Annotated in this window: 4 protein-coding genes, 14 tRNA genes and 3 rRNA genes; 19 read left to right on the plus strand and 2 right to left on the minus strand. The window is 43.4% G+C overall.

The window, feature by feature from the left end:
- Nucleotides 1-115 precede the first annotated feature (115 nt).
- The gene (locus MHH37_RS02250; protein ID WP_342574827.1) at nucleotides 116-1,027 is read left to right on the plus strand and encodes an HNH endonuclease; all 912 of its coding nucleotides are present in this window, start codon (nucleotides 116-118) and stop codon (nucleotides 1,025-1,027) included.
- A 56-nt stretch (nucleotides 1,028-1,083) separates the two neighbouring features.
- Here MHH37_RS02250 and MHH37_RS02255 read toward each other — a convergent pair whose 3' ends face one another.
- Both MHH37_RS02255 and MHH37_RS02260 read right to left on the minus strand, forming a co-directional pair.
- Nucleotides 1,084-3,954: a DEAD/DEAH box helicase gene (locus MHH37_RS02255; RefSeq protein WP_342576202.1), complete on the minus strand. Its 2,871-nt coding sequence runs from the start codon at nucleotides 3,952-3,954 to the stop codon at nucleotides 1,084-1,086.
- Nucleotides 3,955-3,971: 17 nt separating this feature from the next.
- Nucleotides 3,972-4,361: a (deoxy)nucleoside triphosphate pyrophosphohydrolase gene (locus MHH37_RS02260; RefSeq protein WP_008409031.1), complete on the minus strand. Its 390-nt coding sequence runs from the start codon at nucleotides 4,359-4,361 to the stop codon at nucleotides 3,972-3,974.
- Between the two features lie 527 nt (nucleotides 4,362-4,888).
- Here MHH37_RS02260 and MHH37_RS02265 point away from each other — a divergent pair.
- The 18 genes from MHH37_RS02265 to MHH37_RS02350 all read left to right on the plus strand — a co-directional run bounded on the left by MHH37_RS02265 (nucleotide 4,889) and on the right by MHH37_RS02350 (nucleotide 12,975).
- A 16S ribosomal RNA gene (locus tag MHH37_RS02265) occupies nucleotides 4,889-6,445 on the plus strand.
- Between the two features lie 235 nt (nucleotides 6,446-6,680).
- Nucleotides 6,681-9,609 (plus strand): 23S ribosomal RNA (locus tag MHH37_RS02270).
- Nucleotides 9,610-9,683: 74 nt separating this feature from the next.
- A 5S ribosomal RNA gene (gene rrf / locus MHH37_RS02275) occupies nucleotides 9,684-9,799 on the plus strand.
- Together the 16S, 23S and 5S rRNA genes with 14 tRNA genes alongside form the textbook arrangement of a ribosomal RNA operon.
- Nucleotides 9,800-9,812: 13 nt before the next feature.
- Nucleotides 9,813-9,888, plus strand: a tRNA-Val gene (locus MHH37_RS02280).
- Between the two features lie 10 nt (nucleotides 9,889-9,898).
- Nucleotides 9,899-9,974 (plus strand) — tRNA-Lys (locus MHH37_RS02285).
- Between the two features lie 50 nt (nucleotides 9,975-10,024).
- Nucleotides 10,025-10,099, plus strand: a tRNA-Gly gene (locus MHH37_RS02290).
- 6 nt (nucleotides 10,100-10,105) lie between these two features.
- A tRNA-Leu gene (locus tag MHH37_RS02295) sits at nucleotides 10,106-10,194 on the plus strand.
- Nucleotides 10,195-10,214: 20 nt separating this feature from the next.
- Nucleotides 10,215-10,291, plus strand: a tRNA-Arg gene (locus tag MHH37_RS02300).
- Between the two features lie 59 nt (nucleotides 10,292-10,350).
- A tRNA-Met gene (locus MHH37_RS02305) sits at nucleotides 10,351-10,424 on the plus strand.
- Between the two features lie 12 nt (nucleotides 10,425-10,436).
- A tRNA-Ser gene (locus MHH37_RS02310) sits at nucleotides 10,437-10,529 on the plus strand.
- Between the two features lie 44 nt (nucleotides 10,530-10,573).
- Nucleotides 10,574-10,648 (plus strand) — tRNA-Met (locus MHH37_RS02315).
- Between the two features lie 3 nt (nucleotides 10,649-10,651).
- Nucleotides 10,652-10,727 (plus strand) — tRNA-Asp (locus MHH37_RS02320).
- A 5-nt stretch (nucleotides 10,728-10,732) separates the two neighbouring features.
- Nucleotides 10,733-10,808, plus strand: a tRNA-Phe gene (locus tag MHH37_RS02325).
- A 3-nt stretch (nucleotides 10,809-10,811) separates the two neighbouring features.
- Nucleotides 10,812-10,885: transfer RNA gene (locus MHH37_RS02330), tRNA-Gly, on the plus strand.
- 11 nt (nucleotides 10,886-10,896) lie between these two features.
- Nucleotides 10,897-10,973: transfer RNA gene (locus MHH37_RS02335), tRNA-Ile, on the plus strand.
- Nucleotides 10,974-10,984: 11 nt separating this feature from the next.
- Nucleotides 10,985-11,060: transfer RNA gene (locus tag MHH37_RS02340), tRNA-Asn, on the plus strand.
- Between the two features lies 1 nt (nucleotide 11,061).
- Nucleotides 11,062-11,133: transfer RNA gene (locus MHH37_RS02345), tRNA-Glu, on the plus strand.
- A gap of 273 nt (nucleotides 11,134-11,406) precedes the next feature.
- Complete coding sequence (locus MHH37_RS02350) at nucleotides 11,407-12,975, plus strand: S-layer homology domain-containing protein (protein WP_342574828.1); 1,569 nt, start codon at nucleotides 11,407-11,409, stop codon at nucleotides 12,973-12,975.
- Nucleotides 12,976-12,990 lie beyond the last annotated feature (15 nt).

Raw genomic sequence — 12,990 nt, forward strand, 5'->3', positions numbered from 1 at the left:
TAAATTGAATTTTATTCTCGGAATTCAATGAGAAATAACTCCAAAGTGCTTTAAATTCCGTATAAATTTGAAAAAATGATACACTAAAAAAAAGCAAAGAAGCGAAGGTGTACGTATGAATTTTTATATTGTAATGCAAGGGCGTACATACGATGAGGCGAAGGAAAAGCAGGTCGTATGGTGCTCAATTTTAGATAGTAGTGGACAAACACCCCATTCTTGGGAGCGGATGAGGGAAGTAAAGAAGGGCGATGCGATTTTTCACTGTGTGAAAGGGGAAATCGTCGCGATTAGTACCGCTCAGGAAGATTGCGGGGAAGGTGTGAATCCTCTTGATCATTCGGGCGTAGTTGGGTACCAATTCCCGGCACTATACGAGGAATTAGATTTTCCGGTTTCAATAAAAGTACATTTTGATGAAATTCAGCCACTGCTTCCAGTAAAATATTCACCGTTCCAACATAATGGTGACGGCAACCAAGGCTTTTTATATCCATGTAATGAAATGCTCGCAATCAAACTGCTGGAGCTTATGAGTGATGCCAATATTTATGAGGAAAATGAAGAGCAGCTGGAATTTGCCATTGGTCTCATTGCCCAAAAAGAACGCAATACGCTAGCGCCTGTTTTAATCGAAACAGAAGCAGAAGCAAAGGTGAAAATCCGTAAAGGGCAACAAAAATTTAGAAAGCAACTGATGCCATTATGGGACAATCAATGTGCATTATGTGGCATCTCGTTACCTGGATTATTACGTGCAAGCCATTCAAAACCATGGAAAGATGCAACGAATGACGAGCGACTTGATCCATACAACGGTATTCTACTTTGCCATAATCATGATGCGTTATACGACCAAGGCTATATCGCGTTTGATGGAACCGGGAAAATCCATATTTCCTCTGAAATTGACCAGATGGATTATGTGAAATACGGGATTCATGAGAAAATGCGTGTTGCGAGAGTGGAAGAGAATAAGAAATATTTTAAGTGGCATAAGCGAGAGATATTTAGAGGTAATGAATAATTAATAGAAAAAGCAAGGTGTGTACCAAAAGTTAGATGGTAGCACCTTGCTTTATTTTATTCCTCTACTAAATAGTGGTAGATGTCGTATTGGATTGGTTGTTCGAGTACCATTTCCATTGTAACGACGGGGTAATATTTTCCTTTATCCAAAATTCTTTCGGGCTTTGCAGAGCTTGGATTTACAGCGCATCGACCAAGATAATAAAAATCTTTACCTTCACCATTGTCTTTTTTTACAAACAGGTACACGTTTGTCCCATTTTCAACTGAGTGGATAAGAATTTGCATTTCCTTGGATTTATCAATATATCGTTTTTTTGTTGAGCACCACTTAAATGTATCTTCTGATAAAAATTCATCCATATAATTTGTTTCAAGATTGTTTTCATCATTTTTATGATAATTTACGAAAATAGGGAAGTCGCCATTTTTCGGTCGACCACCATTTAATGTACCTTCCTCGTTCTTTTCCCAGTCTAGTAAGCGGCATACTTCACGGCGAGAGTATTTTTCATATAGTTTAAATGGTTCGTGATTATTGAATTGTTTGTTTTTAATAAAGGCACATTCAAGTAAATCAACAAAGTATTGTTTGAAATTTTCATCTCGAAGTGAGAGTTGCAATTCCTCATTAAACATATAGCATGAATGCGATTTAATAATTAAAGGTTTATTTCCGAATTTTTTATTGTCAGCCTCTACGAAAAAGTTTAAAGAAAACACATTTTCAATGCTTTCAATTGTACCTTTATGAATATAAGCATTATGAGCTTGCAATGCTGCAAGATAGCTTTGTTCTGAAATAGATTCTTCTTCTAAAAGAAGCTGTAATAATAAAATTTCATGAATTCTTTTCCCTGATAAAAAGTCCTTCCCTATTAATGCGAGGACAGATTTTTCATAATTCGTAATTGAGGAGATATTTTCTTTCATTTTCAATAAAAACTCATAATAGGTAGGAGTGTAGCTAATAATGACTTCGGGATCTAACGAATTTTGTTCAATAAAATCCTTAAGCATCGGAATACGTCCAATTCGATTTTTAAGCTCAGAATAGCTATCCTTTAACATTTTTAATGTGGATAAATTAGCGTTATTTATCGCATCAAAAATTTGTTTCTTCGCGATTTCCTCAAAATTAATTGTTGAAACCCCTTGAATATAATCCGTGTTTACTGTGTTGCGGCGAACATTATCTTTATTCATCGACTTATCACCAGATAGGGCAATCGGAATTAAATAGTTATTTTTATAGTTGCCGATAAAATCAATGATCGTTACATATTCTTTTACATCATGCTTCCGTAATCCACGACCAAGCTGCTGAATAAAGATGATGCTAGATTGTGTCTGGCGGAGCATGACGATTTGATTTAAGAATGGGATATCGATACCTTCATTAAAAATATCTACTGTTAAAATATATTCCAGCTCACCATTTTCTAATTTAGCAATCGCTTCTTCACGTTCTTCTTGAGAGTGATCACCAGTCAATGCAATCGTTTTATATCCACGCATATTCAGGAGGTTGGATAGGGTACGAGCTTCTTCCTTCGTACTGCAAAACATTAATCCACGAACTCGATCCCCAGAAAAACCATAATACGAAATTTTTTCGATAATATGGTCGATTCGCTCCTGTTGAATGAGCTTTTGTAAATCTGCTGTTTCATCTATGAGCTCACCATCAAGCTCATAGTCCGTCACACCAAAATAGTGGAAGGGGCAGAGCATTTCTTCTTCTAATGCTGCTTGAAGACGTATTTCGTACGCCACATTATAGTCAAATAGTTCATAGATATTGAAATTATCTGTACGTTCCGGTGTAGCTGTCATCCCTAATAGAAATTGAGGTTTAAAGTAATTCATAATTTTTAAATACGATTCCGCACCCGCTCGGTGAACTTCATCAATTAAAATGTAGTCAAAATGATCTTTAGCAAACTGTTGTAAATAAGGGTCACGTGAAATAGTCTGGACCGTTGCAAATAAATAACGTGCATTTAGATCCTTTGAATTTCCTGATAAAATCCCATAATCTTGAGGGTCACCTAATAAAATATTGCGGAAATCATGCATCGCTTTCTTCAAAATTTGTTCGCGGTGCACGACGAAGAGCATGCGTTTTGGTGCAGCATTTCGAACGTCAAACGCAGATAAATAGGTTTTACCTGTCCCAGTTGCTGAAATAATGAGACCACGGTTTGCACCACTTTGACGAAGGAGTTTTAACTGCTCAAGCGCGACTGTTTGCATTTTATTAGGCTGTATTTTTAAACTTTCTTTTAATGGATTCGTTATATATAAAGGAGGAGAGGCTACTTTATTATTAAATTCTGGCTTCTCATAATTGATTTGATATTGCGCAATCCATTCATCATTTAATGGCATCGCACTGTTCCATTGCTGTTCAAATTGATTTTTGAAATGGTGAATAACTTCACCATTTTCAAGAGATGTTAAATAAACATTCCATTCAAAATTTGCCTTCAATGCACTATCCGTTAAGTTAGAGCTCCCAACTATTAATGAATAATGTTGGTCATGCTCGAAAATATAGCCTTTTGAGTGAAAGCCTTTTACATCAGTAACGCGAACTTCTACATTCGTTAATTTGAGTAGCTCTTTAAACATTTTTGGCTGGTTAAAGCTTAAAAAGGTAGACGTTAATATGCGTCCACGAATACCTTTTTTCTGAAGGGCATATAGCATTGTTTTGATTGTCGCCAATCCGCCTTCAGTAATAAATGCCACAGAAAAGGTGAATGTTTTACATGTTTTCATTTCTTGTAACAGTGATGAAAGGACATTTTCATGTGCTTTATTGGATAATAATTTCGGTTTAAATTGTGATGAGGCGGCCTTTGATTGATTGATAAAACCTTTATGTAAAGAGGCTTCAAGTTTTTTAATTAACTGTTCTATAAAAGCACCACCTTTAATTATTTCAATAATTTTTCAACTGCGGGAATATCTGCTGGGGCAAAGTCTAGTTCATTGAGTGATGTACGTTTTACCCACTTCGTATTAGAGTGCTCTAAAGCAACTGGTGTTCCATTCACAATTTTCGCCATATATGTTTCAAGACGAACGATAAACGTACCGTAATCATATGTTGTATCTTCCACTTTTTCACCTACAGCAATTTCACAAGTGAATTCTTCTAAAATTTCACGTTTTAACGCTTGTTGCGGTGTCTCATCTTTCTCAATCTTTCCACCTGGAAACTCCCAATAGTTTGGTAATGACATTTGAGGGCTACGTTGTGCACAGTAAATTTCCTGTTTATCGTTTTCGATAATAGCTCCAACTACATGTACTTGTTTTTTCATATTACATCCATCCTATCTATTAATCCTCTCTATAATATAGCCGATCGGGGGAGAATTTGCTGCCAATTAAATTTTTCATCTCAAATTAATCCCTAATCCTCCTTTTTCGATTTATTACTTTCCCTTCAACCAAGCGCTGTATTCAAAATGATAGAATTCACTTTCCTCCTTATGATGAATGTTTTAGAGCTAAGAACTTATTTATTAACTAAAATTAGCTGATGAAGAAACGGATTAAGTGAGTTTCAACAGATGATTTCAAATTATTTTATGGATACATATAATAGGAAGAAAATAGAGGTAAATAAAAAAGATGAAAAAAGTTTTTTAAAACTGTTGACGTTTAATAGAAATGGATGTATAGTTATACAAGTCGCCGGGAGTTACCGCGACAAACGAAACAAAATGAACCTTGAAAACTGAACAAGCAACGTTAATGAAACAAGCTTCTTAAATGAAGCAAACAATAGATTCCAACTTCTAACGAAGTTGAATCGCTAGCAAAGCAAATGAGCTTTCAAACTACTTTTATGGAGAGTTTGATCCTGGCTCAGGACGAACGCTGGCGGCGTGCCTAATACATGCAAGTCGAGCGGAAATTTTATTGGTGCTTGCACCTTTAAAATTTTAGCGGCGGACGGGTGAGTAACACGTGGGTAACCTACCTTATAGATTGGGATAACTCCGGGAAACCGGGGCTAATACCGAATAATACTTTTTAACACATGTTTGAAAGTTGAAAGACGGTTTCGGCTGTCACTATAAGATGGACCCGCGGCGCATTAGCTAGTTGGTGAGGTAACGGCTCACCAAGGCAACGATGCGTAGCCGACCTGAGAGGGTGATCGGCCACACTGGGACTGAGACACGGCCCAGACTCCTACGGGAGGCAGCAGTAGGGAATCTTCCACAATGGACGAAAGTCTGATGGAGCAACGCCGCGTGAGTGAAGAAGGATTTCGGTTCGTAAAACTCTGTTGCAAGGGAAGAACAAGTAGCGTAGTAACTGGCGCTACCTTGACGGTACCTTGTTAGAAAGCCACGGCTAACTACGTGCCAGCAGCCGCGGTAATACGTAGGTGGCAAGCGTTGTCCGGAATTATTGGGCGTAAAGCGCGCGCAGGTGGTTCCTTAAGTCTGATGTGAAAGCCCCCGGCTCAACCGGGGAGGGTCATTGGAAACTGGGGAACTTGAGTGCAGAAGAGGATAGTGGAATTCCAAGTGTAGCGGTGAAATGCGTAGAGATTTGGAGGAACACCAGTGGCGAAGGCGACTGTCTGGTCTGTAACTGACACTGAGGCGCGAAAGCGTGGGGAGCAAACAGGATTAGATACCCTGGTAGTCCACGCCGTAAACGATGAGTGCTAAGTGTTGGGGGGTTTCCGCCCCTCAGTGCTGCAGCTAACGCATTAAGCACTCCGCCTGGGGAGTACGGTCGCAAGACTGAAACTCAAAGGAATTGACGGGGGCCCGCACAAGCGGTGGAGCATGTGGTTTAATTCGAAGCAACGCGAAGAACCTTACCAGGTCTTGACATCCCGGTGACCACTATGGAGACATAGTTTCCCCTTCGGGGGCAACGGTGACAGGTGGTGCATGGTTGTCGTCAGCTCGTGTCGTGAGATGTTGGGTTAAGTCCCGCAACGAGCGCAACCCTTATTCTTAGTTGCCATCATTCAGTTGGGCACTCTAAGGAGACTGCCGGTGATAAACCGGAGGAAGGTGGGGATGACGTCAAATCATCATGCCCCTTATGACCTGGGCTACACACGTGCTACAATGGACGGTACAAACGGTTGCCAACCCGCGAGGGGGAGCTAATCCGATAAAACCGTTCTCAGTTCGGATTGTAGGCTGCAACTCGCCTACATGAAGCCGGAATCGCTAGTAATCGCGGATCAGCATGCCGCGGTGAATACGTTCCCGGGCCTTGTACACACCGCCCGTCACACCACGAGAGTTTGTAACACCCGAAGTCGGTGAGGTAACCTTTATGGAGCCAGCCGCCGAAGGTGGGATAGATGATTGGGGTGAAGTCGTAACAAGGTAGCCGTATCGGAAGGTGCGGCTGGATCACCTCCTTTCTAAGGATTATTTCGGAATCATTCCCTCGGGGAATGAAACATTAACGTTTGCTGTTCAGTTTTGAAGGTTCATTCTTAAATGAATGAAATACTTCAAAACACTTCGTTCTTTGAAAACTGGATAAAACGACATTGAAAGCAATAAATCAAATTTCTATTTTATAGATTTTTAAACAAGTCAAGCAATTGACGTGTAAACTTAAATCTTAGATCTCTGATCTAAGTGTTAACTTTTGGTTAAGTTAATAAGGGCGCACGGTGGATGCCTTGGCACTAGGAGTCGATGAAGGACGGCACTAACACCGATATGCCTCGGGGAGCTGTAAGTAAGCTTTGATCCGGGGATTTCCGAATGGGGGAACCCACTATCTTTAATCGGATAGTATCTTCACGTGAATTCATAGCGTGTTGAAGACAGACGCAGGGAACTGAAACATCTAAGTACCTGCAGGAACAGAAAGAAAATTCGATTCCCTGAGTAGCGGCGAGCGAAACGGGAAGAGCCCAAACCAAAGAGCTTGCTCTTTGGGGTTGTAGGACACTCTATACGGAGTTACAAAAGAATGAATTAGACGAAGCGACTTGGAAAGGTCCGCGAAACAAGGTAAAAGCCCTGTAGTCAAAAGTTCATTCCCTCCAGAGTGGATCCTGAGTACGGCGGAACACGTGAAATTCCGTCGGAATCCGGGAGGACCATCTCCCAAGGCTAAATACTACCTAGTGACCGATAGTGAACCAGTACCGTGAGGGAAAGGTGAAAAGCACCCCGGAAGGGGAGTGAAATAGACCCTGAAACCGTGTGCCTACAAGTAGTTAGAGCCCGTTAATGGGTGATAGCGTGCCTTTTGTAGAATGAACCGGCGAGTTACGATTACGTGCGAGGTTAAGTTGAGAAGACGGAGCCGCAGCGAAAGCGAGTCTGAATAGGGCGAATTAGTACGTGGTCGTAGACCCGAAACCAGGTGATCTACCCATGTCCAGGGTGAAGGTGAGGTAACACTCACTGGAGGCCCGAACCCACGCACGTTGAAAAGTGCGGGGATGAGGTGTGGGTAGCGGAGAAATTCCAATCGAACCTGGAGATAGCTGGTTCTCTCCGAAATAGCTTTAGGGCTAGCCTCGTGATTGAGAATACCGGAGGTAGAGCACTGTTTGGACTAGGGGGGCATCTCGCTTTACCGAATTCAGACAAACTCCGAATGCCGGATATTTATACACGGGAGTCAGACTGCGAGTGATAAGATCCGTAGTCAAGAGGGAAACAGCCCAGACCACCAGCTAAGGTCCCCAAGTAATCGTTAAGTGGAAAAGGATGTGGCGTTGCTTAGACAACCAGGATGTTGGCTTAGAAGCAGCCATCATTTAAAGAGTGCGTAATAGCTCACTGGTCGAGTGACGCTGCGCCGAAAATGTATCGGGGCTAAACGATTCACCGAAGCTGTGGATGCATACTTTGAGTATGCGTGGTAGGAGAGCGTTCTAACAGCGTTGAAGTCAGACCGGAAGGACTGGTGGAGCGGTTAGAAGTGAGAATGCCGGTATGAGTAGCGAAACATGGGTGAGAATCCCATGCACCGTATGACTAAGGTTTCCTGAGGAAGGCTCGTCCGCTCAGGGTTAGTCGGGACCTAAGCCGAGGCCGATAGGCGTAGGCGATGGACAACAGGTTGATATTCCTGTACCACCTCCTCACCGTTTGAGAAATGGGGGGACGCAGTAGGATAGGGTAAGCACGCCGTTGGTTGCGCGTGTTCAAGCAGTAAGGCGTGTATGTAGGCAAATCCGCATACTATAACGTTGAGCTGTGATGACGAGCTCGTATGAGCGAAGTTCCTGATTTCACACTGCCAAGAAAAGCCTCTATCGAGGTGAGAGGTGCCCGTACCGCAAACCGACACAGGTAGTCGAGGAGAGAATCCTAAGGTGTGCGAGAGAACTCTCGTTAAGGAACTCGGCAAAATGACCCCGTAACTTCGGGAGAAGGGGTGCTTCTTTGGGTGCATAGCCTAGAGAAGCCGCAGTGAATAGGCCCAGGCGACTGTTTAGCAAAAACACAGGTCTCTGCAAAACCGTAAGGTGACGTATAGGGGCTGACGCCTGCCCGGTGCTGGAAGGTTAAGAGGAGCGGTTAGCGCAAGCGAAGCTGTGAATTGAAGCCCCAGTAAACGGCGGCCGTAACTATAACGGTCCTAAGGTAGCGAAATTCCTTGTCGGGTAAGTTCCGACCCGCACGAAAGGCGTAACGATCTGGGCACTGTCTCAACGAGAGACTCGGTGAAATTATAGTACCTGTGAAGATGCAGGTTACCCGCGACAGGACGGAAAGACCCCGTGGAGCTTTACTGTAGCCTGATATTGAATTTTGGTACAACTTGTACAGGATAGGTAGGAGCCAGAGATCTCGGAGCGCCAGCTTCGAAGGAGGCGTCGGTGGGATACTACCCTGGTTGTATTGAACTTCTAACCCATGCCCCTTAGCGGGGTAGGAGACAGTGTCAGGCGGACAGTTTGACTGGGGCGGTCGCCTCCTAAAGAGTAACGGAGGCGCCCAAAGGTTCCCTCAGAATGGTTGGAAATCATTCGTAGAGTGTAAAGGCATAAGGGAGCTTGACTGCGAGACCTACAAGTCGAGCAGGGTCGAAAGACGGGCTTAGTGATCCGGTGGTTCCGCATGGAAGGGCCATCGCTCAACGGATAAAAGCTACCCCGGGGATAACAGGCTTATCTCCCCCAAGAGTCCACATCGACGGGGAGGTTTGGCACCTCGATGTCGGCTCATCGCATCCTGGGGCTGTAGTCGGTCCCAAGGGTTGGGCTGTTCGCCCATTAAAGCGGTACGCGAGCTGGGTTCAGAACGTCGTGAGACAGTTCGGTCCCTATCCGTCGTGGGCGTAGGAAATTTGAGAGGAGCTGTCCTTAGTACGAGAGGACCGGGATGGACATACCGCTGGTGTACCAGTTGTCTTGCCAAAGGCATCGCTGGGTAGCTATGTATGGACGGGATAAGTGCTGAAAGCATCTAAGCATGAAGCCCCCCTCAAGATGAGATTTCCCATTACGCAAGTAAGTAAGACCCCTGAAAGACGATCAGGTAGATAGGTTCGAGGTGGAAGTGCGGCGACGCATGCAGCTGACGAATACTAATCGGTCGAGGACTTAACCACATTTTATTGCTCAATTCAATGAAACGTTTATCCAGTTTTGAAAGAATGAAATTTCTTTTAACTAAATAATTAAGTGAAGTGATGATGGCAAAGAGGTCACACCCGTTCCCATACCGAACACGGAAGTTAAGCTCTTTAGCGCCGATGGTAGTTGGGGGCTTCCCCCTGCGAGAGTAGGACGTCGCTTCGCTTATTTTTTTTTTGGAGGATTAGCTCAGCTGGGAGAGCACCTGCCTTACAAGCAGGGGGTCGGCGGTTCGAGCCCGTCATCCTCCACCATTTTAATCAAGAGCCATTAGCTCAGTTGGTAGAGCATCTGACTTTTAATCAGAGGGTCGAAGGTTCGAGTCCTTCATGGCTCACCAGTTTATAATCATTATATATACTGTCAGAGTAAAAATATCTTAAGCATTTTGCGGAAGTAGTTCAGTGGTAGAACACCACCTTGCCAAGGTGGGGGTCGCGAGTTCGAACCTCGTCTTCCGCTCCAAAAAATGCCGGGGTGGCGGAACTGGCAGACGCACAGGACTTAAAATCCTGCGGTGAGTGATCACCGTGCCGGTTCGATTCCGGCCCTCGGCACCATCTTTATAAATAAACAATATGCGCCCGTAGCTCAATTGGATAGAGCGTCTGACTACGGATCAGAAGGTTGTGGGTTCGACTCCTGCCGGGCGCGCCATATAACTCAACTGGATAGAGCTTACATTGCTTTAACTAGTAGAGATAACTATTGATCTTGGCTACCTAGCTCAGCTGGCTAGAGCATTCGGTTCATACCCGAAAGGTCGTGGGTTCGACTCCCTCGGTAGCCATTTTAAAATTTTGGAGGTATACCCAAGTCTGGCTGAAGGGATCGGTCTTGAAAACCGACAGGCGGGTAACACCGCGCGGGGGTTCGAATCCCTCTACCTCCTCCATTTTAACTAACTGGTTATTAAAACAGGTTCAAACATAATATTGTCGCGGGGTGGAGCAGTGGTAGCTCGTCGGGCTCATAACCCGAAGGTCGCAGGTTCAAGTCCTGCCCCCGCAACCAAATGGTCCCGTGGTGTAGCGGTTAACATGCCTGCCTGTCACGCAGGAGATCGCCGGTTCGATCCCGGTCGGGACCGCCATTTATGGGTTTGTAGCTCAGTTGGTAGAGCATTAGATTGAAGCTCTAAGTGTCGGCGGTTCGATTCCGTCCAAACCCACCATATGCGGGTGTAGTTTAGTGGTAAAACCTCAGCCTTCCAAGCTGATGTTGTCGGTTCGATTCCGATCACCCGCTCCAGTTTTTAAATAGGGCCTATAGCTCAGCTGGTTAGAGCGCACGCCTGATAAGCGTGAGGTCGATGGTTCGAGTCCATTTAGGCCCACCATATATAATTATTCCGAAGTAGCTCAGTTGGTAGAGCATCCGGCTGTTAACCGGCAGGTCGCAGGTTCGAGTCCTGCCTTCGGAGCCATGGCCCGTTGGTCAAGTGGTTAAGACACCGCCCTTTCACGGCGGTAACACGGGTTCGAATCCCGTACGGGTCATTTCTAAGCATGTAGCAGAAGCTGCATGCTTTTTTTATTTGTAAAGGAATTTAAACTTCTTATAGTCCGTAGTCCTTCTCGAAATAGGATATTAGTTTAACGATATAGAGGTTGTTGTGAAAAAGGGGAGAAGCGACAAATCCCAACTATAATTTTGAGTGGTCATGAAAAGGATGAACAATCCATTACTACCAAAAAGATAATTTAAATACTATTCAAAAATAACTTTCTTTCTTTATTAAAAAATCTATAATAAATAAGGGAGGTTAGAAAATGAAAAAAGTATTTAGTCTATTATTAGTGTTTCTTCTAACTATATCCTCGATGTTATATGCTACACCAACAAGTGCGGAACAAGTGTTTACCGATGTATCGCCAAAGCATAGTAACTATCAGGATATAGCTTTTTTATTGGATAAAGGTATTATTAGTGCCGATAAAAAGATATACGGTGTAAAGGACATTGTGACACGCGAAGAAGTGGCTGTCATGGTCGCAAAGGCTGTTGGTCTTGACGGCACACAGCGAGCTACGAAGTTTAAAGATGTTCCGAAGTCTCATAAAAACAGCGGGTATATTCAATCAGCTGTGGAGGCCGGTATCATTAACGGCTATACGGATGGTACATTTAAGCCGACGACAAAAGTGACACGTGGTCATATGGCTGCATTTATTGCACGTGCATTTGATTTACCGAATGGCACGAAAACCTTTAAAGATGTGAAAAAAGGGCATACGGCATATGAAGCAGTGAGCCAATTAGCTGCAGCCAATATTACAACTGGTTATGAGGATGGTACATTTAAGCCTGCGAATAATTTAACGCGTGCTCATATTTCTGCATTTTTAGCACGTGCAGTGAAATATCAGGAAGGTTTAGGCTCAACATCTTCTAAATTGAACGTACACTTTTTAGATGTTGGACAAGGAGACTCGATTTTCGTTCAAGCACCAAATGGAAAAACAATGCTTATTGATGCAGGGACGAAAGAATACGGCAGCACGGTTGTTGCTTATTTAAAATCTAAAAATGTGAAGAAGCTTGATTACGTAGTAGCAACACATCCAGATGCCGATCATATCGGTGGATTAGCTGCAGTACTGGAAAGCTTTACGGTTGGCGAGTTTATTAACAGCGGGAAAGTCCATACAACGGTAACATATGAAAATTTACTGCAGATGGTAGTCAATAAAAAAATTCCTTATACAGAGCCGAAAGCGGGAGACTTGATTTCATTGGATTCAAATGTGAAAACTCAAGTTTTAGCTGTCAATGCACAAGCAAGTGATATGAATGATGCTTCCATCGTATTAAAACTGACGTATCAAAATATGTCTTTCTTATTGATGGGCGATGCGGATGCAGGAATTGAAGAGCAAATTGCGAAGAAATATGATGTTTCCGCAACGATTTTAAAAGCGGGTCATCACGGTTCAAGTTCAAGTAGTTCGCTTGGATTTTTACAAAAAGTAAATCCGAAAGCGGTTATTTTAAGTTATGAAGAAGGCAACAGCTATGGCCATCCTCATAAAGAAGTGCTTTCAAACATTAAAACGGTTGGTACAAAAGCTTACGCAACTGCACAGGATGGAACAATTGTTGTGACAACGAACGGTCAATCCTACTCGATTAGTGCGAAAGAGTTCATCGTGCCGAATACGACACCTGAAAAACCAAAAGGTGATGTGAATTCAGGGACGTATGTCATTCCAGGAGCACCGACTGCATTTAAAAACTGTACGGAAATGCGTGTGTATTATCCGTCAGGTGTCAGCTCATCACATCCCGCTTATGCAACCGCAAGAGACGGCGATAAAGATGGCTGGGCTTGTGAATTATAATGAACGTGAAGCAGC

Source organism: Solibacillus sp. FSL K6-1781, from assembly GCF_038630735.1.
Classification (GTDB): Bacteria; Bacillota; Bacilli; order Bacillales_A; family Planococcaceae; genus Solibacillus; species Solibacillus silvestris.